Origin of the sequence: Mesorhizobium sp. ES1-4 (genome assembly GCF_020164745.1) — a bacterium.
Taxonomy (GTDB): domain Bacteria; phylum Pseudomonadota; class Alphaproteobacteria; order Rhizobiales; family Rhizobiaceae; genus Mesorhizobium.
Genome location: NZ_JAIUGV010000011.1, coordinates 163,674 through 183,687, shown reverse-complemented (window position 1 = coordinate 183,687; position 20,014 = coordinate 163,674). Strand labels below are relative to the sequence as shown.

At 60.6% G+C, this 20,014-nt stretch carries 19 protein-coding genes; 11 read left to right on the top strand and 8 right to left on the bottom strand.

Annotated features, from left to right (window positions below):
- Positions 1-152 precede the first annotated feature (152 nt).
- Positions 153-1,028 carry an SDR family oxidoreductase gene (locus LB556_RS21955; RefSeq protein ID WP_224569874.1) on the bottom strand — a complete coding sequence of 292 codons (876 nt, stop codon included), beginning with the start codon at positions 1,026-1,028 and terminating at the stop codon, positions 153-155.
- A gap of 921 nt (positions 1,029-1,949) precedes the next feature.
- Here LB556_RS21955 and LB556_RS21950 point away from each other — a divergent pair.
- Positions 1,950-2,228, top strand: a complete 279-nt coding sequence (locus LB556_RS21950) for a hypothetical protein (RefSeq protein WP_224569812.1) — start codon at positions 1,950-1,952, stop codon at positions 2,226-2,228.
- 495 nt (positions 2,229-2,723) lie between these two features.
- Here the strand turns inward: LB556_RS21950 and LB556_RS31870 are convergent, their stop codons facing one another.
- From LB556_RS31870 to LB556_RS21930, 3 genes are all read right to left on the bottom strand, one after another.
- Positions 2,724-3,182, bottom strand: a complete 459-nt coding sequence (locus LB556_RS31870; protein WP_318011297.1) for a cold-shock protein — start codon at positions 3,180-3,182, stop codon at positions 2,724-2,726.
- Between the two features lie 811 nt (positions 3,183-3,993).
- Positions 3,994-5,004 (bottom strand): J domain-containing protein, encoded by a 1,011-nt coding sequence (locus tag LB556_RS21935; RefSeq protein ID WP_224569811.1) that lies wholly within the window; start codon positions 5,002-5,004, stop codon positions 3,994-3,996.
- A 360-nt stretch (positions 5,005-5,364) separates the two neighbouring features.
- Positions 5,365-5,595, bottom strand: coding sequence for a hypothetical protein (locus LB556_RS21930; protein ID WP_224569810.1), 231 nt, complete (start codon positions 5,593-5,595; stop codon positions 5,365-5,367).
- Positions 5,596-6,536: 941 nt separating this feature from the next.
- Between LB556_RS21930 and LB556_RS21925 the strand changes: the two genes are divergently transcribed.
- The 3 genes from LB556_RS21925 to LB556_RS21915 are packed head-to-tail and all read left to right on the top strand — an operon-like array spanning position 6,537 to position 9,797.
- Entirely contained in the window at positions 6,537-6,743 is a 207-nt protein-coding gene (locus LB556_RS21925) for a hypothetical protein (RefSeq protein ID WP_224569809.1), read from the top strand.
- On the top strand, positions 6,736-7,788 hold the full coding sequence (locus LB556_RS21920) for an ATP-binding protein (protein WP_224569808.1): 1,053 nt from the start codon (positions 6,736-6,738) through the stop codon (positions 7,786-7,788). The genes LB556_RS21925 and LB556_RS21920 overlap by 8 nt, the downstream gene beginning before the upstream one ends.
- A gap of 2 nt (positions 7,789-7,790) precedes the next feature.
- Positions 7,791-9,797 carry a TniQ family protein gene (locus LB556_RS21915; protein ID WP_224569807.1) on the top strand — a complete coding sequence of 669 codons (2,007 nt, stop codon included), beginning with the start codon at positions 7,791-7,793 and terminating at the stop codon, positions 9,795-9,797.
- Between the two features lie 4 nt (positions 9,798-9,801).
- Here the strand turns inward: LB556_RS21915 and LB556_RS21910 are convergent, their stop codons facing one another.
- Positions 9,802-10,482 (bottom strand): hypothetical protein, encoded by a 681-nt coding sequence (locus tag LB556_RS21910; protein WP_224569806.1) that lies wholly within the window; start codon positions 10,480-10,482, stop codon positions 9,802-9,804.
- Positions 10,483-11,258: 776 nt separating this feature from the next.
- Here LB556_RS21910 and LB556_RS21905 point away from each other — a divergent pair.
- The 3 genes from LB556_RS21905 to LB556_RS21895 all read left to right on the top strand — a co-directional run bounded on the left by LB556_RS21905 (position 11,259) and on the right by LB556_RS21895 (position 12,475).
- Entirely contained in the window at positions 11,259-11,432 is a 174-nt protein-coding gene (locus LB556_RS21905) for a hypothetical protein (RefSeq protein ID WP_224569805.1), read from the top strand.
- Positions 11,433-11,494: 62 nt separating this feature from the next.
- Positions 11,495-12,169, top strand: a complete 675-nt coding sequence (locus LB556_RS21900; RefSeq protein ID WP_224569804.1) for a hypothetical protein — start codon at positions 11,495-11,497, stop codon at positions 12,167-12,169.
- Between the two features lie 99 nt (positions 12,170-12,268).
- Entirely contained in the window at positions 12,269-12,475 is a 207-nt protein-coding gene (locus LB556_RS21895) for a type II toxin-antitoxin system HicB family antitoxin (RefSeq protein ID WP_224569803.1), read from the top strand.
- A 433-nt stretch (positions 12,476-12,908) separates the two neighbouring features.
- Here the strand turns inward: LB556_RS21895 and LB556_RS21890 are convergent, their stop codons facing one another.
- The 3 genes from LB556_RS21890 to LB556_RS21880 are packed head-to-tail and all read right to left on the bottom strand — an operon-like array spanning position 12,909 to position 16,043.
- Positions 12,909-13,994 (bottom strand): ABC transporter substrate-binding protein, encoded by a 1,086-nt coding sequence (locus LB556_RS21890; RefSeq protein WP_224569802.1) that lies wholly within the window; start codon positions 13,992-13,994, stop codon positions 12,909-12,911.
- Complete coding sequence (locus LB556_RS21885; RefSeq protein WP_224569801.1) at positions 13,991-15,382, bottom strand: sensor histidine kinase; 1,392 nt, start codon at positions 15,380-15,382, stop codon at positions 13,991-13,993. Before LB556_RS21885 ends, LB556_RS21890 begins: the two co-directional genes overlap by 4 nt.
- A complete protein-coding gene (locus LB556_RS21880) occupies positions 15,369-16,043 on the bottom strand; it encodes a response regulator transcription factor (protein WP_224569872.1) in 675 nt (224 codons plus the stop codon). The genes LB556_RS21885 and LB556_RS21880 overlap by 14 nt, the downstream gene beginning before the upstream one ends.
- Before the next feature lie 283 nt (positions 16,044-16,326).
- Between LB556_RS21880 and LB556_RS21875 the strand changes: the two genes are divergently transcribed.
- The 4 genes from LB556_RS21875 to LB556_RS21860 all read left to right on the top strand — a co-directional run bounded on the left by LB556_RS21875 (position 16,327) and on the right by LB556_RS21860 (position 19,894).
- Complete coding sequence (locus tag LB556_RS21875; protein ID WP_224569800.1) at positions 16,327-17,301, top strand: Bug family tripartite tricarboxylate transporter substrate binding protein; 975 nt, start codon at positions 16,327-16,329, stop codon at positions 17,299-17,301.
- A 94-nt stretch (positions 17,302-17,395) separates the two neighbouring features.
- The gene (locus LB556_RS21870) at positions 17,396-17,854 is read left to right on the top strand and encodes a tripartite tricarboxylate transporter TctB family protein (RefSeq protein ID WP_224569799.1); all 459 of its coding nucleotides are present in this window, start codon (positions 17,396-17,398) and stop codon (positions 17,852-17,854) included.
- A 38-nt stretch (positions 17,855-17,892) separates the two neighbouring features.
- Positions 17,893-19,419 carry a tripartite tricarboxylate transporter permease gene (locus LB556_RS21865; protein ID WP_224569798.1) on the top strand — a complete coding sequence of 509 codons (1,527 nt, stop codon included), beginning with the start codon at positions 17,893-17,895 and terminating at the stop codon, positions 19,417-19,419.
- A gap of 286 nt (positions 19,420-19,705) precedes the next feature.
- Positions 19,706-19,894, top strand: a complete 189-nt coding sequence (locus tag LB556_RS21860) for a hypothetical protein (RefSeq protein ID WP_224569797.1) — start codon at positions 19,706-19,708, stop codon at positions 19,892-19,894.
- The last annotated feature ends 120 nt before the right edge of the window (positions 19,895-20,014 follow it).

Genomic DNA, 20,014 nt, shown 5'->3' with positions numbered 1-20,014 from the left:
ATGGATGAAATCTAGTCCTTCTTGCATGGCTCTGACGGTGGTGAAGACATGCCATTATGTGGGCGCCGCGGACCGGATTAGCCCGCCGCGCGCCGACCGACACTCCGGCGATGTGCTTGGCGGCGCCAACATGGTGCTGCCCCTCGCCTTGATCACGGCTGTCCCTGACCTCCGCCAGAGCCATAGATGTTTCCGGTTGCGAAGCTGGCGTCGTCAGCCGCCAGCTGCACGTAAATCGAAGCCAGTTCCGCAGGTTGGCCCGGGCGTTCCAGCGCAGTCGTGCTGCCGAATTTCCTGTACTTTTCTTCCGACGCACCGCCGCTTATCTGAAGCGGAGTCCAGATTGGCCCAGGCGCTACGCCGTTGACGCGAATGCCCTTGGGTCCAAGCTGCTTCGCTAACGACTTCACATAATTCATTGTCGCGGCCTTGGTCTGGGCGTAGTCGTAAAGCTCAGGCGAAGGATCGTAGGCTTGTTCCGACGTAGTGCCGATGATGCACGATCCTGGCTTCAGATGCGGCAGCGCCGCCTTGATGATCCAGAACGGCGCGTAGATGTTGGTCTTCATCGTGGCATCGAAATCGTCGGTCGTGATGTCCAAGATGGAAGATCTCGCCTGCTGCCGTCCGGCATTGCAAACGACGATATCGAGTCCGCCGAGCTGCTGTACGGCGTCGGCCACCAGCTTTTGGCAGAAGGCCTCTGCCCGCAGATCGCCGGGTATCCCGATGCCGGTTCTGCCGACATCGCGGATGAGCTGGATGACTTCGCTCGCGTCCGGCTCTTCCGACGGATAATAATTAATCGCGACGTCCGCTCCTTCGCGCGCATAGGCTATAGCAGCAGCCCGGCCCATGCCGGAATCGCCGCCAGTGATGAGGGCCTTGCGCCCCGCCAGCCGTCCTGAACCTTTATAGCTGGTCTCCCCGTGGTCCGGTTTGGGCTTCATTTCGCGCGCCAGACCGGGCCAGGGCTGGGTCTGTGCTTCGAACGGCGGCTTGGGGTACTTGGAGCGGGGATCTTGCATGGCAGGTCCATTCCCTGTGGGGTTGAGGCTTGTTTGCTGGGCGCTGGCCGACCCCGCGACGCCGGCCGCTATTCCGACGACTCCTGCCGCGGCCATGACTTCACGTCGGGACAACGAATGAGGATGGTCTTTGGACATTCGACTTCTCCGAGCGGGCGGGAAGCTCCCGAACTTCGCCGAGCCCAGTAGGTTCCTTGCCCTTGTTCGCTTAGGCGTGGAAAATCGGCTCGCCAGGTTGTCTTTTCTCCTGTGGCGTACGGGCAGCGACTGCCCTGCCGGTTCGTCCGCCATCGACGGCAATGATGTCGTGCTCGGCACAACCGTCTCGCCCATTATCAAGCTCTCGAGCGGCAGCTGGGCAATCCAAACTCGCCGAGACTCGTCTTCTATGCCTCGACCTTGTTCACCTCAACGGGCGCCGCAATCAGATGCTAATCGAAGGCAAGTCTGGGAGGCTGCCCCAAAGCGGCGAAGCGGCCAAGCGCGTTCGAGAGCGGCTCGACCGTAGGAATCACGCGACTTCCCTCGTCCCTGCGTGACTAGCAGAAACCTGCTGGAGCAGTCGGTCATACCCTCGAGCCGGGCCCCTCTCGACCTCGAGCAACTCGTGCTCCCCGGTCAAACCATTCATAAACAGCTTGAGCAAGTGCGAAGCTAAGTGCTCCCCTTGTTGAGAAACAGGGGAAAGGCCGCGCTCTCTGCAGACTGTCTGAACAACGCGGGCGAGCATCGCGATTTCGCGCGGCTCCAAAAATCGACCTGGATATAGCATTGCGTTCTCTCTCGAAAAACTCCTTGTCCGGTAATTACGCCACGTTAAGTGCAGCACGCGATTACCTATGATAGGCGACGACTGGCGATTGGGAACAAACTTTGGGGCAGAGAGTTGGGGAAGCCGTTATCAGCGGGCGACTAACTCAAATGCTCCTAGGGAACAATGCGATCTCGAACTCCGTTCTGGCCGTGAAGAGCGAGAGTGCAGAAGTTTTTGGTGTAATAGACCTCACCAACAAAACTGAGGCCAAGATCGGTGCCGTCACCTTGGGAATGGCCATTCAGTTCGTCGCCAACGCCTCGGTGCTCGGATACGACGTTCGCGGCGCGATGGTCTTCTACGGCCAGCCGGGGACGCCGAGCCTGAGGGCGAGAGAATGCGAACGCTTGTGGGCGCAATTCGGGGGCGTTCTTCTTCGACAGTAGCCCCTTTTGGCCTTTATGATTTTGTAACAGACGGCCTTAGTCGCGGTAAGTGTGGACGTGGTTTTCGACTTTCCTTGAAACGAATTGAGGCCGAGAGCAACGGGGCGACGCACTGAGTTCGGTCACCACGAAACTCTCAAAACTCCACCCCCCAAACCCTAGATCCGCACTTTCGCCTGCTCGGGTGCGGACGAGCCCCACCCGTAGGCGCAAAGCACCGTTTGCCTCACGGGAGGCCTGCCCGACAAGGGGCGTAGCTCGCCCTCAAAATAGCCCGGAGCCGCGGAGGAATGATCTCCGTATGAACTTCGCATTCCCTGCGACATGACCGTACCGCGGAGCTTCGCGCGGAGACTGGCGATTGGATCGCCGACAGCGCCGGTTGGACGTTCTTGGACCGACCCACCGCATCGCCGAAGCCAGCCCTGTACATAAAACAGCTTCATTCTCGCCGCCCGCCATTCATGCGGTTTGGTGCCATACCGATGGGATGCCTTACGAGAGGCGAATGCTGCGAACCTCGAGGCCTTTCTTACCTTGTCCGCATTCAATAAACACTTTCTGCCCCTCCACGAGCATCGTGAGTCCTGACCGACCTAACGCGGTGGCATGGACGAAAACGTCCTTCTCCTCACTCGTGATCGAGATGAAGCCGAAGCCCTTCTCGGAATTGTACCATCTGACGGTGCCCTCGGTTTCTGCCATCGCATTTGAGCCAGCGCCCGCACTCTCAACCCGACGCGGGGGCGGTGGAGCAATCGCCGTTTCGTCGTGAATGTTGAGCACCTGCCCGACGTGTCGGCCTCGTGGGCCTTCTTCGATCCGGACTTTGAGATGCATCCCCTCGGAAACACCACGGCTCCCGGCAGACTCGAGCACGCGGATATGCCAATAGGCCTCGGCACCGTCCGACAGCTTCACAAATCCAAAGCCCTTGCTGGCGTTGAACCACATCACCGCGAGGCTCCGCCGTCGCCGAGGAGCGCTGAAAGTAGCTCGGCTCGACAGGGTCTTCCGAGAAGAAGGCGCGCTCATCGTCATAGCGATGCCTATGCGTCTCGCGACGGTCTCTATGTTTGCTCATGATGATCGACTTGCACGAAATCGCACCGCCCTGCGTCAATATAATCTCCATCGGGCAACGCCTTTGTCAACACTCCGGTGAGCATCGCCGCGCCTGCTGCATCTGCGCTAGGAATGGAAAGCTTTGTAGTCAAGGCGAGACCTTTGCCGGACTGACCACGCCGACGGCCAGCCAGTCGGCACCATCTCGATCGCCTTAGGCCGTCGTTGCCTCGCGGCGGTGCCAGTCCGCGCCGCCACACCAGCGCGGCAGGCGAGAAAAGAATCGGCTAAACCTATCCCAGAGCTGGACAACGCGCTGGCCTAATAGCCAATGCAGGGCATGCTGACGGAGCAATCGGCCGACGCTCATTGGGCGCGGGGGGGTGGGTTGGCTCAGAGCGTCGGCCGGGCGAAACAAGTCCGCCGAGCCAGACGCTAACATGTGGCCTCACCGATGGAAAGTACGCGAACTCGTATGGCGATCCGGTTTCGACGGATGAATTGCCGCTGACGGTAGTATCCGCCAGGCGCCCATTCTGCATCCCCGTGGCGGTTGCCTGACGACCTAGGCTCCCTTTGATCTCTGCGATTAACTCTGCTTGACAGATTGAGGAGCACCGAGGGGCCTGCGGTCGACCTCTGCTTGTTGGGTGAGCAACAGTACCTGAATTGCAAGGCGAAGTGCGCCCCAAACCTGGCTTCATCCTGATGCCTGAATGCCTTCGTCTCTTGCCCAGTTCAGCATCTTAGCCCGCGATTCAGCCAACTGCCTGAATTCGTCGTCGAGTTCGGCTACCTTGTCGGGGTGGTTCTTCATCATTTTCGCTCGGTAAGCGGCATTGATCTCGTCGGCTGAAGCCCGAGAGGAGACACCAAGAACCTCGTGCCAAGCGCGTTTTGCGTCGTCTAGCACGCTCCTATGCTGGTGCGACGAAACATCTTCTTCATAGACCTCCTCGTCGGCGATCTCTTTCGTCGGGCTGACCTCAAACGACGCGAATTCCGTCCACCGTTGGGCGATTTCAGCATGCTCGGACAAAATACGACCGGTCCGGGAACGGTAGACCAGATACAGCACAATGGTACTTGATAACCCTGAAACGAATGCGGCGCCGTATACGACTTCGCTCATATTGCCTGCGTGAAACAAGACGTGCCGGGCGGTGAAAGCGCCCAGATCCTTCCAAGGGCCCATTACCAACCAGTACGAACCCGCAAAGATAGCTAGGTACACGACAAGAGTCCGTCCGATGGCTGACCGCATTGCGGTCACGTGGACCCATTGCTGAAAGCTGGCAAGCGGCGCAGCGCGGACATCGCCCGCTAGGCGCTGGAGTTCGGATACGCGCGGCCCTAGCGACTCTATTTCCGCATTAAGCTGTTTGCCCAACCTGCTCCCGCGGTGGAAGCTGTAATCTGCGTTCCTCATTAAATCTGCGTCAAAAGCCACCTCCTCGATTTCCTCTAGACGACCAATTTTGGCGGCGAGTTCCTCTTCAACCGTGGACAGGTTGAGAAGTTCGGATTCATGAGGTTCCTCGACCATCGGGCGGGTACCCGCCTTTAGCTGGTACACGGCAAAGGCCACCATCAAGATCGCTGGGGCAAACACAGTTGCTGTGAGTAGGATTGTAAGAACGACGATCCCTACGATCACTACGGCACCTATGACGAAGGTCGCGCCGTCGTCATTTTTTCTTCTTCTCGCCATTCCGGTCCGCTCGTCTCAATGCATGGAAATGATCAGCCATCCCAAAGCGAGGACGACGCAAAGGTAGAAGTAAAGGCTGTAAAGAACCTGGATTAACGGCACGTTGCGTCGTCTGGCGCTGCCAAATGCAGAAGATATACGCCCCGGCCACATGTATTGAACCCACAGGACGAGCTTCCCAGGCCAAAAAAGCACCCACCACCAGAGCGGGCGTTCACTTACCTTTGATTCATCGATTTTCGGGAGTGCAGCAATGGCCACACGGTCCAGCAACTTCTTTTGTGACACCGCGCCCCCGCTTGTGCACCGACCGGACGACGATAGCAGAAGTCCAACGCCGTATCTATAGTTCTCCCCTTTTCAATATTCGCCTTCGAGCTGTGCGGGCGGCACGGCGGTGACAGCAACAACCACATGGTCATCGAGAAAACCATCAAGGAATCGGACGAGCTCGGGATTGATTTTCAGTGTAGCTACAAGGTGAAAGCGAGTATCGCTGGCGTTGCCTGTCGGATCGAAGATCTCATCGCGGAGCAGCCAGGCCGTAGGCAGCGGCTGATGGAAACCGCTAGCCCTGTCACAGCGCGTCATGCTTTGAGGCGATCGACGTGCTTCCCTCGACGACACGGCACTGATCGCTCGACGTACTTGCCAGTCCGCGGCCTTCGGCAGCAACCGCCAATCAGGTGGAAGATCGGAACTGAGTGGGCAAAAGTTGATCCAAACGCGTAGTCGCCTAAACTGACCCGATGAACAAGGCCCTGGTTTTTGGGGTGACAGGTCAGCTTGGCGCATCTGTCACCGACCGACTGCTTGCAAGCGGATGGCAGGTTTGGGGTGCGACGCGCGGCAACAGGATACCGCCCGCGGCCCTCCTGCAACGCGGCCTTCTCCCGATCGAGGGGACGAATGGCAGCTATGAAGGGGTTATCCGTGACCTCGAATGCCCGATAGACGCCGTATTCGTTCCCACCGCCTATGACTTGCCGGATGCCATCGACCTGCTCGCCGCCTGCAACCGGATCGGCTCGCTGGTCGTCGTCTCGTCGTCCAGCGTCTACGCTGATGAGGTTGGCAGGTCGCTGGACGAAGCCAGAACACTGGGTTCCCTGTCTTCGACGGACCGATCAGCGAGGAAACTCGTACCGTCGAGCCGGGACCGCAGACCTATTCGACGCGAAAAATCGCCATGGAGCATGCCCTGCTCTCGGCCGGCGTCCCCGTCACGATCCTTAGGCCTTGCGCAATCTACGGCCCGCTTGCCAGACACCCGCGCGAATGGTGGTTCGTAAAACGGGCTTTGGACCGACGGGACCGCATCCCTGTTTGCCTTGGCGTCAGGAGTGTCTTCCATACGAGCAGCGCGGGCGGTATCGCTGACCTCGCGGAAATCTGCATGACATCCCCGGCTGCAGCGCGTACTGAACGTAGCGGACGCGACGCCTCTGACGGTCTCGGAAATCGCCGCCGCGATCGGGAAGGCGAGCGACCTGCCGCTCACCCGCGCAGTCCTCGACATTCTCGAGAAGATCATGGAGCGCGGCGGTCGTGCTGCGATGGGCTCCATCAATCACGCGGCCGAACAGTCGGAGGACCACGAAATCGGACGCGTGATCGGCAAGACCAAGAAGACCCGCCCCGGTCCGACCCCCGCCGACCCGACGGACGCGAAAGTGGCCGAGATCAAGAAGCGCCGCAGCCGCAGCATGAACACCTACGACGGGGATGACGATGAGTAAGATGCGCCGTGGCAAGAACCTTCCGTCCAATTGGGACGACGACATGTCCGACGAGGACTATCTTCAGGAGCTCACAGGCAGGCTCTCCGAGGACGATCAGTACGTCAAGGAAGTCCTCGAACGGGCTAAGGGCGTCTACGTCGAATGCGGCCGCGACCGCGTTGCTACGGACAGCTTCGGCGAGTTCGTGACGAACATGATGGCGAAAAAGGGAGACCGGCGCGACGACGGACGCCTTTTCGTTGTCACGGGGGACAGCGGTGCGGGCAAGACTTCCATCTCGCAGCGGATCATCGCACAGCATCCCCTGTTCAAGCCACTCCGCCGAACCTTCGGCACCATCTATCCTTCCGTATTCTATTCGCTGATGGGGCCGGCCACTCTCAAGTTTCTTGGCATCGCGATCCTCGAGGCCATTGGCTACGAGATCACCCGCAACCTCGAACAGGGCGAGGTCTGGCATATCCTTCCATCGCAGCTTCATCTGAGGAAGGTGCTGCTGATCCATCTGGACGAGACCCAGCACCTTTTGAACCTTACGCAAACCGATCACGACCGGGAAAAGTTGCGAAAGGCGCTGAAGGGCGTGCTGAACTATCAAGCCTGGCCAGTCAGCTTCGTCATGTCCGGGATGCCCGAGATCACGAAGATCGCCCAGTTGGACGAGCAGTTCGAGCGTCGGCATATGCCCCTGCCCCTTCCAGACGTTGATCTCTCGCATCCCGAAGAACGCGACCTAGTCATCAGGATCACCAGAGAAATGTGCGAGGCGGCACACATCGACCCTACCCAGGCGATTCAGAGCGATGTTCCGGAGCGGATCGCCCACGCCGCGCGCTATCGGTACGGTCGCATCACTCAGGTCGTCCTCGCTGGCATTCAGCAGGCGGCGAGGAAGCGCTCTACCGAACTCACCCGCAATTTTCTCGCACGTGCGTATGCCGCGCATTCTCACGCCCGCGGCAGGCCGGAGATGAACATCTTCCTGGCCGACGACTTCATGAGGCTTGATCCGGGCCTCTTCCTGGAAGTCGAGGAAGACTGATCATGCGCGTACTGAAGAAAGAGGTGAAGCCTCTCGCTTTCGCCTATCCGCTCGAACACCAGGAGACTGCGGCAGGCTTCGCATCCCGGCTGGCGGCCGTGAATGGTCGCTCGCTGAAATACCTTCTCAGGGACATGGCGATCGCAAACAGGAATCTCGACAAGGCGGAAGAGTCCGAAATCCGGAGGATCGCCATCCTGGGAAGTGCCGACATCGAAAAGCTTCTCCGATACACTCCATTCGAGAAGAATTCGCGACATTATCAGGTGGCAGGAGAGGTTCTCCCGAGGCTGTCCGTGAACAGGACGTATTTCAGGTTCTGTCCCCATTGCGCGATCGAGGACATGCAGAAGTACGACGGCGTCTCGTATAGCAGGCCGTGGCTGCGCCTCGAATGGACGATCTCGCATTTCCGGTCTTGTGGCCGGCACCGTGTCCATCTGACCGTCACCAGTCCAGAGCGGATTCCGTTCGCGCCATTCGATTTCAACCAGACGATGCGCATTCTGATCCCGGAACTTCACCAGCACGCGGATGAGGCGCCACAAGCCGGACAGTCGCCATTCCAGGCGTGGCTGCAGGACCGGATCGAAGGTCGTCGATCGGAAGGGAATTGGCTGGACGACCTTCCGCTATTCGTCGCGGCCCCGTTCTGCGAGGCGCTGGGAGTATCCGCCCTGCATACGCCGAAAGTCCCCACTTCGAAGTTCAACGCTCTAGATTGGGCAGCTGCCGCAGATGCTGGATTCGAGATCGCAAGCGCCGGTGAGACAGCGTTGCGGCAATTGCTGCAGAGACTGACGGATGCGCAATCCTCGACACGAGGCTTCTGGGGACCACGGGACACCTACGGCTACGCTTACGGTCTCCTCCAAAAAACCGCCAAGGACCCGGCCTGGGCCAAGCCCCGGGATCTGGTCCGCGAGTTCGCGCTCGAGACGATGCCCGTCGAGCCGGGGACGGACGTGCTCGGGGTAACGGCGACGGAGCGCAAGGTGCACACCGTCCGGACCGCCGCCCGGGACTCCGGCATGCACGCCCTGAGCATCCGCCGCCTGTTCAAGCGCCTCGGGATTGAGGAAGCTGCCGACCAGTCTGGAAAACTCGACCACCGAATTCTCGTGAAAGCAGCGGAGATTGACTCTGTGGTGTCGGAGCTCCGTAAAGCGGTCACAGCGCCGGCGGTCGAAAAGGTTCTGGGCGTTCCGAGGATGCACCTGAACGACATGGTCGTTCACGGCCATATCCGCGTCCTTGCCGACACTGACCGGAGGAATGGCAAGCGCCGCTTTTCCCTTGAGGAGGTCGAGCGTGTCAGGGAACAGATCTTCAAGGGAGCCGTCGAGGTTTCCGAACTCACCGAAAGACAGATGGACGTGTCAGGCGTCCGCAAGGTGGCGACGTGCACGATCCCCGACGTGCTCGCGATGATCTTCTCGGATCAACTCAAGTGGAAGGGCCGACTGAAGGGCCGGACAGACTACGGCGCCCTCCTTCTCGATGCAGAGGAAGTTACGAAGATCATCAGGTCGCGGGGAACGCGTACCCACCTCACAAAGGAAGAGGCTCGCGACTTCATCCCCGGCGCGCACGACCGGGGCATCAACAAGCTGATCGCCGAAGGCCATCTCGAGATGGTCGAGGAATACAGTCATGACGCGCGGCGTATGCTACCTCTCGTGGCGATGGAGAGCATTGCAGCATTCCTTGTCGACTACGTTTCGCTGGGCGAACTGTGCCAGCAAACCGGCCTTCACCATAAGCGCGTGAGAGCCACCCTGAAGTTGGCAGGCATCCTGCCCGAGCTTGTACCCGCATCCGCCGGAGCGTTCTTCTACCGCCGGGAGGCCGTCGACGAGTTTGAAAGCACCGATCCTGCTGCCTGGGACTACGATCAGGAATCCGCGCTGAAGGCGCTGCGCAAGCTGAAGGCCGCGGAACGGACGCCCATTACATCTAACCTCGAATGTAACCCGGCGGCAGGCAAAAGTCTGACCGTCCGCCCATAGACGCTCAGTGGCCGAGCGCCATAGGCGGTGAAGGCTCCTCCGGCTGCCACTCCGTGATCCCTACCGCCAAGGCCGCGGCACACGCGTTTTCGATCTCTCCACGGTGATCCTCACGCATGCGCCTGAGGTGCCGGTTGGTAGTCGCACCATCGAAGGGAAGTGCATCGCTGATGTCGGCCAGCCGCGTCCTTGCATAGGACTCGAGATCCGCCAGCGTGTGGTCCGGTTTCGTGTACTGATAGATGAGGTAGTCGATCGCACCCGCCGGGATTTTGACCGTCGCGTTCTCGAACTTGAAATCGACATACGCCGCATCGCCGTAACCGCTCTTCGTCCTCGCCCTCAGATGAGGCAGCAGGGATACCATCATCCAAATGGCGTGCCTCTCCGCATTCTCCTTAGTATCCAGCGGCCGGTCCTCGGGGTTGCCGAGCTTGTCCGCGTAACCTTGTCCAATGCCCTCAAAAACGAGATCGGCATGCCACCCCCTGACCTGATCAGGGTAGATATGGATGCCGGAGAAACGCTCCTCCGACATGTGAGCGAAGAACTCCTCCGAGATGCCGGTTGCCTGCCAGGTCTGGTCGTCGAACTCCTTCATGTTCATCTCTACCCAAGGCATGAGCCGTTTGAGGTTGGCCTTCGCCTGAATCCGGTTCCGGAGGTTGGAATGCTTGTAGGTCATCGGGGGCTCCTCCCAGGTCATGGAAGGGGCTGCCTTCGCAACCCACCAGCTGGAGAAGCTTTCAGCCTACCCGCAGCTACCACCGAGCCGCCGATCGTCAGCTAATTTGAAACTGGGGGCACAACTTTGGGTGTCCTGGGGGTACAACTTTGGGTGTGGAATAAATGCCTAGAAAATTCGTCAACAATTTCAATTAGATCCGAAGGGGGTGGGGCACAACTTTGCGGATGCCTACAAGACGCTAAACCGTAACATCATCGGTCCGGTCGCAAGATCGGGCCGATGGAAGCATTAGACAGGGAGTAGGTCAGTGAGCCTGACGCCTGAACTCGCACCGAATTCGGGTCCAAGGTGATTCGGCTATCAGCGACAGAAACAGGGAAAAAATCTAGGATGACGGCTGTGGAAAACCGGTTGTCCACAACTCTCGCGACAGAGGCATTGACTAGCCTCACCACATAGATATGGTGTCAAATTACGACTGCGTGCGCATATGTAGGTGTAAAGAGATAAAGTCAAAAACTTGATTCGTCAACAAGGCCATGTGGATAACAGTGGGGACTTGGCAAACGCCGGATCGAGGCAGAGGTTCATGTATGCAAAGAAAAAGGCGGTGCAATTTCTCGCACCGCCTTTCGTGAACAGCCAAGGCGGACCCGCCGCCCTTGCAGCTCACTCGCTCGCTAAAGCGTGGGCATGCTGTTCTCGTGATCAACCGATGTCAAGCGCGACAAAGCGCGGGGCATCAAGTGATGCGGGAGAAAGGAGCAAAGAGCATGGCCACCAACCCACCCAAGGACGACGGTCACAGGAATGGCGCAGTGCGCGACCGGTCCCAGGTCTACAATCCCCAAAATGATCGCTGGACTAAACGGGACACCGACACCGGTAAGTTCATGGATCAGAAGGCCGATGACAAGCCCTTCAAAGGCGTTCGCAAAGAAAAGTAATCGAAAGGCCACCCTTTTGGGTGGCCTTTTTTCTTCGCAACCATTCCCGTTGGAGATTGTTGATGTCACTGAAAAAGATACATTTACGGAAGCTACTCACCCTCATGTTTGCCGAGAACTCGAAGCAGATTTCAATGCTACGGGGAGACATTCGTGACGAGATTCGCAAACAGGCTGGAGAAAAAAGCGAAGGGGGCGATTTTCATGTGCCTTTTTGGCGCGATGCTAAAGGTCACGTGAACGGGGAGAAATACCTCGGGGTTTCTGTAGCCGAGCGCATTGCTACTAATAAGAGGCGCGAGCGCTTATACCCGGAATTGAGGGATGGCTTCCTTGATTGGTGGGATAACAAGCGGCGATGGACAAATGAGGCGTCCAAATCTGAGATGCTTGCGGTTAAGGGCGCAATCGAATTTCCAGAGTTGGGCTGCACGGTCAAGGTAGAAAACCTGTTGGCCTTGGCAATCGGGAATTCGAAGAATCGAATCATTTACCCATACTTTTCCGAAGATCCTCCGCTGGGCGCCGATGCAGCAAGGCTTGGACTTTGGGCGATTATGTCGTCAGTTGGAAAATATTCCCCAGAAGAGTTCAGAATTCTCGACGTGATACGTGGCCAATCTTTTGCTCCGTCAGATGTTCCGCTTAACGGCCAGGAAAAATCAGACTTCGTCAAACTGTACGCATCGATTCTGGCAAGGTCGGAAAAACTTCGGGAAGAGTATGAACCCGCTTAGCCGTCAACCCAGTATCCTTGGCCGGCAAACCGCCTGAAGAGGTTGCGCCAGGCACGCTGAACAGCATCCTCAAGCAGTCCGGTTTGAAGGAGTGACTATATGCGTTACGCGGTGGTGATTGAAAAAGCGGGAAACAATTTTTCCGCTTTTGTGCCGGACCTCCCAGGCTGCATTGCAACGGCTGCGACTGCCGATGAGGCAAAAATCGAAATCCGTGATGCCATCCGGTTCCACATCGAGGGCTTGCTTGCCGACGGGCAAGATACTCCCGAAGGCGTCAGCTTGGCGGAATACGTAGAGGCGTAGCCGATCCGACTGGATGGCCCCATCACTCCTCGATCGCCATGACGCGAACATAGGGCTCCAGCTCAACCGCCCGATCCCGAATGGCGTTGGTCGCGTCGGCAGCCTGCATGGGCACGTACATCGTGCCTTGCCTTGTCCCCTAGAGCGCGTCGCATACCTTCGCGTCGCTGTCGCGGAAGGCCAGCCATGCGGGCTGCGACAGGCGGAGTTTTGCTCGGCCTGGGGCGGCAATTTGTGGAGCAGTGTCGCATTGGCGGCATTCATCCGGCGATCGTAGCCGCTTGATGCCGTGCGCGGTGGAACCGCGCTTGGGCATCGTTTCCCCGCAAGATTGATCATTCGCTAATTGCCAGCCACCAGTTGCCCTCCGAGGTCCGGCGGTCGGCCGGACTGGTCGGAAATCGAAGGAACGCGGCATCGCTGTCGAGGGGAATCAATTCAACGGTTTGGCAATCAGGCTCGCCCAGTCGGCGATGAAGCGCTCACGCAGAATCCTGTCCTGAGCGGCAAGCAAAGCGGGGCCGATGCGGATGGGTCGGCCTATGCCCGATTCCATCAGTGCCGCCGGCCCGTCGACGCCGTCGGGCAAGGGCGATTTCTCCGAGAAGAAAAACGCCTGTTCGCGGGCGACGCGCTGACCCCGCTCGGACAGCAGATAGTCGAGAAACCGCGCCGCGAGATCGGGGTTGCCGGAGGTTGTTGGGATCATCACGCCCCTGGACAGGATCAGCGCGTAGTCGCGCGGCACGACGATCTTCAGGTTGGGGTTCTTGCGGTACGCGGCATAGGCGTAGGACCCCAGAATATTATAGGCGATGCGAATGTTGCCATTGGCGACTTCGCCGAGAACCTCAGCGTTGCAGCAGCGTTTGACCGCTTCCGCCCGGCTGAAGCTTTCCAGCAGCCGCCCGTAGATCGTCGGCGCCTGGCGTGCGTCGTTGAAGGCCAGCAGATAGCCGATGCCGGAGGCGGCGACATCGTAGGTGCCGATGCGACCGCGGTAGACCTCGGGCTCGCGGCGCAGAAGATCGGCGAGCTCGTCATGCGTATGAGGGACGTCCCGGGGCGGTACTTTCGTGGAATCGTAGACGATGACGGCCGGCTCGAAGGTGAAGCCGTAGACCTCCTCGCGCCAGTCGGCCCATGCCGGCGCCGAGCGCGCTTCGGCCGAGACATGCTGCAGGGCGCAGCCGTCATTGGCCAGTTTCACCAGTTGGTCCACCGACGACGACAAAAGGATGTCGCCTGGCCCGCTGCCCTGGCGGCACGCCTGCTCCGCCTCGCGGAACAGGTCGTTGGTGACGTAGTCGGAGAACTCCACCGACACGCCGGGCGCAATTTGCTGGAAGTCGAGGACGAGCGGCCGCATGGCGTCGAGATCGGTCGCCGCATGGATGGTCAGCACCGCCGACTGAACCTGTTGCGATTTGAAGAACACCCGGTCGCCTTCGACGGCGCCGGCGACGCCGGCAAACAGCAGCAAAGCCAGGGCGCACAGCGTGGCCAGGGTCGCTCTCATGATTTCTCCTGCGCATGAAGCGGCAATTCCAGCACCACGGTGAAACCGTGTGCGCCGGTCTTCTCGCGAAACCGAAGCGCGCCGCCGAGAACGGCCGCGACCTCGGAAGCGATGGCGAAGCCAAGTCCCGCGCTGCCCTCGCCGCTTTTGGTGGAGGTAAACCGCCTGGTCAGATAGTCGAAGTCCGCCGCCGAAAGGCCCGGGCCGTCGTCCTCCACGTCGACCATCGCCAGCCCATCGCGGGCCGCAACGCGCACTTCGAGCCGGGAAATGGTCCCATGGCGCAAGGCATTGTCGATGACGTTGACGATTGCCTCGCGCAGGCTGAGGGCGTCGCCGAGCACGGTCACCTCCTCGTCCGGGGCCTCGAAGGAAACGACGATGTCCGGATCTATGGTGATCGGAACGGCGGCGCGAAAGGCCTTGCGCGCCGCTTCGGTGAGATTGACCGGCGTCAGTTGCGCCGAATCGAACCGATGGATGACCATGGCATGGCTGAGCAGCTGATTGGTGAAACGCGACAGTTCCGCCGCGCGGTCGCGCACTCTTGTCAGATGGCGGCGGTCGCGGTCGGACAAGCTGTCGTCATTGATCAGGCTCACCTGCGCCGAAAGCGCGGTAAGCGGTGTGCGCAGTTGGTGGGCACTGTCGGCGACGAAGCGCTGCAGCAGCTTCATCCGGTCGTCGAGCCGGTTCATGAAATGGTTGATTGAGGCGACGAAGGGCGATAGCTCGCGCGGCACCGCCACGGCAAGCGGTGTGAGGTCTTGCGGATCGCGCGAGCGCAGCGCCTCGCCAAGATCGGCCACCGGACGCAGCGAATAGCGTACTGCCAAGGCCGAGCCGGCAAGTGCCAGAACGCTCATGACGGCGACCAGGACGCTGGCCCGCAGCGTCAGCTGGGATGCCAGTTCCGCCCGCGCCTCGGTTGTCTGGGCGATGATGATGTGAGCCCATCCGGAAACCGCCGGGTCGGACAGTGCGCGGCCCGTGACCGCCACGCGGACCGGCGTGCCACGATAGACGGCCGAGTGAAACACCGGGGTCGACCGCACCGCGCCAAGATCGATCCCGGGCGGAAGATCGTCATAGCCGGTCAGCGTCCGGCCCGACGGCGCCATCACCCTGTAGAAGATGCGGTCCCGCCCGGCCAGGCCGAGCAGTTCGAAAGCGGACGGCGGCAGCTGGAAGGTGAGCATTCCGTTTTCGACCGTCAGGCTCTCGGTCATCTGGAACGCCGCGCCTTGCAGCAGTCGATCATAGGCATCGTCGGCGGCGGCACGCGCATAGTACCAGGCGGCGGTGACCAGAATGGCCGCACCCAGCGCCAACACCAGCGCGACGCGCAGCACCAGCCGCGAAAAGAGGGATCGCTCAATGCTCTGCATCGGAGACAAGCTTATAGCCGATGTGCCGCACTGTGACGATGTGCGCCTTGGCGCCTTCCAGCTTCTTTCGCAGGCGGCCGATGTAGAGCTCGATTGCGTTGGCGCCGGCGGCCTCGTCGAACCCGAACAGTTGGTCCAGCAATTCGTCCTTGCCGAAAACCCGGCCGGGTTTGGTCGCCAGAATCTCGAGAAGGCTGATCTCGCGGCGCTTCAGCTGCACCTCGCGCTTGCCGACGCGCACACTGCGATTGGCACGGTCGAGCACGATGTCACCGCAGACGACAAGGTTCGTCGCCTCGCCGCCGCGCCGGCGCATCAGCACCCTTGCGCGCGCTTCGAGCTCGCGAAAATCGAACGGTTTGACCAGATAGTCGTCGGCGCCGAGATCCAGTGCGCTGACGCGGTCATCGACTTCCGAGCGCGCGGTAAGCATCAGCACCGGCACGGCATTGCTCCGTTGCCGAAGCCGCCGCAGGATCTCGAAACCGTCGAGGCCCGGCAGCATGACGTCGAGTATGACAAGGTCGAATTCGGTGAAGTCGAGAATCTCCGACGCCGCATCGCCATGCGGTTCCCAATCGACGGTGTGTCCGACCGCCTCGAAGCGGCGGACGATCGCCTCGCCGACATCGTGAGTGTCTTCGACCAGCAGGATACGCATCCGCAAGGTCTTGCACTGAACCCGGCGGCTTTCAAGCGCCAAAGCCGCCACCGCCGCCACCGGCGGGCATGACAGCATGGTGACAGTTTTGAGGTGTATCAGAGCTGCGCCTGTCCGCGCCACGAGGAGTGTCCGGACATGCGCGGGGGAGGAGAGCCCCGAAACAGACGAGACGTTTGATCGAACGCGGCCATCGCTGTGGCGATCGAAGGGTTCGTGCGCTCGCCCGCCGCTGGCGGTTTGGTTTTCCGCCCCGGCATTCCACGTCCATGAGGAGAAAACGATGATCCGATTTCTAACGAAGATGGTGGCCGCTGCCGCCCTTGTGGCAGTGGCCGCGGGCGGCACGGCGCTGGCCCAGCCGGCGAAGCCGGAATGCCTCGCCGGCGCCAAGCCCGGCGGCGGCTTCGATCTCACCTGCCGCCTCGCCGCCAACGCATTGCTTGCCACCAAGCAGATTTCACAGCCGATGGCCGTGACCTACATGGAAGGCGGGGTCGGTGCGGTCGCCTACAACCATGTCATTGCCAAGCGCGCCAAGGACGGCAACCTGATCACCGCCGCTTCTTCGGGCTCGGCGCTGCTGATCGCCCAGGGCAAATTCGGCCAGTATGACGAGAATGCCGTACGATGGCTCGGCGCGCTTGGCGCGGATTACGGGGTTCTCGTCGTGAATGCCGACTCGCCCTACAAGACGCTCAAGGATCTCGTCGAGGCCTACAAGGCCGACCCGTCTTCCTTTGCCATCGCCGGCGGCGGCGCCGTCGGTTCGCAGGACTGGATGAAGGCCTCGCTTCTCGCCAAGGCTGCCGGCCAGGAGCCCAAGAAGATGCACTACGCTGCCCTCGAAGGTGGTGGCGCCGTTCTCACGGCACTCGAAGGCGGGCACGTCCAGGTCGGATCGGGCGACGCCGCCGAAATGGTCAAGCACCATGTCGCCGGCAAGGTCCGTATCCTTGCCGTCATGGCGCCGCAGCGGCTGACGGGTGCACTGGCCGACGTTCCAACCGCGCACGAACAGGGCTTTGACATCGACTGGCCGATCTGGCGCGGCTACTACGTCGGCAAGGATGTCTCCGACGCCGATTTCGACTGGTGGGTGAAAGCCTTCGAGGCTGCCAGCAAGACCCCCGAATTCGCCAAGGAGCGCGAGGAGCGCGGGCTGTTCGAGTTCACCATGATCGGCAAGCCCTTCGACGAACGCGTAAAGGCCGATGTCGCGCGCTTCAAGCAACTCGCCAAGGACGCCGGGATGTAACCCGCAAAAGGAAACGGATCCTCCCCGATTTTTTGGGAGGTCCGTTGCCGAAGCCCGCACGAATGACTTCAAAATCTATCAACGGAGGGCCGCAATGTCTGACAAGGCCGGAACTGCTCATCTGATCGGCCGCATCTCGGCATTGTGTCTGTTCGGCCTGGCCGTCGCCTATGGCATAGGCGGCGCCAGCATCGAATACGCCTTCTCGTCCGACCCGCTCGGGCCTCGCATGGTGCCAGTGGGCCTGGCCATCATTCTCGGGCTGCTGTGCCTGCTCTATGTGCGCTCGCCAGGCACTGCCGAGGCGTTTCCGTCCGGACGCCTTTTGTGGCGCGTGCTCGCCGTCCCGCTGTTGCTGGTGGTCTGCATCGCGATCTTCGAGACGGTGGGATTCGCGGTGTCAATCTTCCTGCTGACCTTCGGCACGGGCCTGATCTTCGGCGCACCGCTCGGTTACGCGGCGGTCGGCGCGGCCGGCCATGCGGCGCTGTGGTGGTTCATCTTCTCGTACCTGCTGCAAGTCTATCTGCCCACGGGCACACTGTTCGGCTGACCGCGGGTCGGTCGCTCCTTACCGGAAAGGCATACGCCATGAACCTCGATTATCTCTGGCATGGTTTCGCCGTTGCCCTGACCGGCCAGAACCTTCTCGTCGGCCTGATCGGCTGCTTCATCGGCACGCTTGTCGGTGCGCTTCCCGCCATCGGCCCCATCAACGGCATCGCCCTGTTGCTGCCGATCGCCTACTCGATGGGCCTTCCCGCCGAAAGCACCATGATCCTTTTGTCGGCCATCTATTGCGGCGCCGAATATGGCGGGCGCATTTCGTCGATACTGCTCAATGTGCCGGGCGATGCCGGCGCCGTGATGACGGCGCTCGACGGCTATCCGATGGCGCGGCAGGGACGGGCCGGCGAAGCCCTGACGCTGTCCGGCATCTCGTCCTTCGTCGGAGGCATTCTCGGTTCCATCGGCCTGGCGCTGTTCGCGCCGGTGCTCGCCAGCTTGGCGATCGGCTTCGGCCCGGCCGAATATTTCGTGTTGATGGTCTTCGCTTTCGCCACCCTCGGCTCGATGGTCGGCAACCAGCCCGTCAAGACGCTGATAGGCTGCACGCTCGGCCTGATGCTCGCCACTGTCGGCCTCGATGCCACGTCGGGCGCCTACCGCTTCACCTTCAATCAGCCCGAACTCGGGGACGGCATCGAATTCGTGGTGCTGGTGATCGGCCTGTTTTCGATCTCGGAAGCGCTGGTCATCCTCGAGCATCAGGGCCGCGGCTTTACTGTGATCCGCGAACTCGGACGCATGACCGTGCGCGCCGCCGACGTCGCGCGATGCACAGGCACCATGCTGCGCAGCTCGGTGATCGGCTTCGTCGTCGGCGTGCTGCCCGGCACCGGCGCTTCCGTTTCCAGCGCCATCGCCTACACCACCGAAAAGCGCCTGTCGGACACCGAGGACACCTTCGGCAAGGGTGACGTGCGCGGGTTGGCGGCGCCGGAAGCCGCCAACAACGCCACTGCCTGCGGGGCCTTCGTGCCGATGCTGACCCTCGGGATTCCAGGCTCCGGCACTACCGCCGTCATGCTTGGCGCCTTGATGCTTTACAACATCCAGCCGGGACCGATGCTGCTGACCGAACGGCCGGAGATCGTCGGCGGCCTGGTGGCGTCGCTGTTCATCGGTAACTTTCTGCTGCTGCTGCTCAATCTTCCGCTGGTCAATATCTTCGCCCGCGTGCTGACAGTCCCGAACTGGCTTCTGGTTCCCGGCATCCTGGTCTTGTCGATTGTCGGCGTCTATTCGAGCCATGCCTCCGTCTTCGCGATCTTTCTGATGTTCGGTATCGGCATGGCCGGCTGGCTGCTGCGCAAGGCGGGCTTCGACATGGCGCCGATCATCCTTGGCTTCGTGCTCGGCCATGTCATGGAAATCAACCTTCGAAACGCCCTCGCGATCAGCGGCGGCGAGTTGTCGATCCTCTTCTCCAGCGCTATCTGCATCGTGTTGTGGGTCATGGCGGCGGCAGTGGCAGTCCTGCCGACGATCCTTTCCTGGCGCTCGCGGCGATTGAAGGTGGCTCGCACCGCTCGGATGGCGGCGACAGACGGCTAGATTTACGTTTACGACCAGAAACCTTGTTGACCGAGGGCGACCGCCGGTGGCGGTCGCTCGAAGGTTGCCGGTGACCGCGGAACACGGCTCAATGCCTGCTGGCCAGAAAACAATCGGTCCATTCTGTCCATTGCGAACACCATGACGTTTGCTGGCGGAGCAGGATCGCCAACCACGAACACACCATCGCCGTATGCTCGACCACTGCCTGGACGTGCTAAAAGGGCCATCTGACGATCGAACCGATCGGATAAGATTCAGGATGACAACAGCCAGGACGATGCACATGAGCGACGAAGCCGACGACGACACCGATATCGTGAACCAACTCGCCTATGTAAGGGCCGATCCGACCCAGCACGACACGCTGACGCTTCTCGCCATGATCGATGCCGCGATTGCCGAGATCATGGGCCTGAGGACGCGGCTGCGGCTGAGCGAGGAGAAGAACGGCGGGAGCAACCAGTTCCGATAGGCTGGGGATGGATCGCCTGTGCGGCTGGCGCCTAGAGCGGTTCAGCGTTTGATAGAATCGCTGAACCGCTCTAACTCTTTGTTTTCACGCAATTCCGGACGGAAACCGCTACGCACTTTT

Coding starts and splice junctions, on each gene's coding strand:
- LB556_RS21955 (WP_224569874.1), bottom strand. CDS start 1,028: ATGCAAGATCCCCGCTCCAAGTACCCCAAGCCGCCGTTCGAAGCACAG.
- LB556_RS21950 (WP_224569812.1), top strand. CDS start 1,950: ATGCTCCTAGGGAACAATGCGATCTCGAACTCCGTTCTGGCCGTGAAG.
- LB556_RS31870 (WP_318011297.1), bottom strand. CDS start 3,182: ATGTGGTTCAACGCCAGCAAGGGCTTTGGATTTGTGAAGCTGTCGGAC.
- LB556_RS21935 (WP_224569811.1), bottom strand. CDS start 5,004: ATGGCGAGAAGAAGAAAAAATGACGACGGCGCGACCTTCGTCATAGGT.
- LB556_RS21930 (WP_224569810.1), bottom strand. CDS start 5,595: ATGACGCGCTGTGACAGGGCTAGCGGTTTCCATCAGCCGCTGCCTACG.
- LB556_RS21925 (WP_224569809.1), top strand. CDS start 6,537: ATGGAGCGCGGCGGTCGTGCTGCGATGGGCTCCATCAATCACGCGGCC.
- LB556_RS21920 (WP_224569808.1), top strand. CDS start 6,736: ATGAGTAAGATGCGCCGTGGCAAGAACCTTCCGTCCAATTGGGACGAC.
- LB556_RS21915 (WP_224569807.1), top strand. CDS start 7,791: ATGCGCGTACTGAAGAAAGAGGTGAAGCCTCTCGCTTTCGCCTATCCG.
- LB556_RS21910 (WP_224569806.1), bottom strand. CDS start 10,482: ATGACCTACAAGCATTCCAACCTCCGGAACCGGATTCAGGCGAAGGCC.
- LB556_RS21905 (WP_224569805.1), top strand. CDS start 11,259: ATGGCCACCAACCCACCCAAGGACGACGGTCACAGGAATGGCGCAGTG.
- LB556_RS21900 (WP_224569804.1), top strand. CDS start 11,495: ATGTCACTGAAAAAGATACATTTACGGAAGCTACTCACCCTCATGTTT.
- LB556_RS21895 (WP_224569803.1), top strand. CDS start 12,269: ATGCGTTACGCGGTGGTGATTGAAAAAGCGGGAAACAATTTTTCCGCT.
- LB556_RS21890 (WP_224569802.1), bottom strand. CDS start 13,994: ATGAGAGCGACCCTGGCCACGCTGTGCGCCCTGGCTTTGCTGCTGTTT.
- LB556_RS21885 (WP_224569801.1), bottom strand. CDS start 15,382: ATGCAGAGCATTGAGCGATCCCTCTTTTCGCGGCTGGTGCTGCGCGTC.
- LB556_RS21880 (WP_224569872.1), bottom strand. CDS start 16,043: ATGCGTATCCTGCTGGTCGAAGACACTCACGATGTCGGCGAGGCGATC.
- LB556_RS21875 (WP_224569800.1), top strand. CDS start 16,327: ATGATCCGATTTCTAACGAAGATGGTGGCCGCTGCCGCCCTTGTGGCA.
- LB556_RS21870 (WP_224569799.1), top strand. CDS start 17,396: ATGTCTGACAAGGCCGGAACTGCTCATCTGATCGGCCGCATCTCGGCA.
- LB556_RS21865 (WP_224569798.1), top strand. CDS start 17,893: ATGAACCTCGATTATCTCTGGCATGGTTTCGCCGTTGCCCTGACCGGC.
- LB556_RS21860 (WP_224569797.1), top strand. CDS start 19,706: ATGAGCGACGAAGCCGACGACGACACCGATATCGTGAACCAACTCGCC.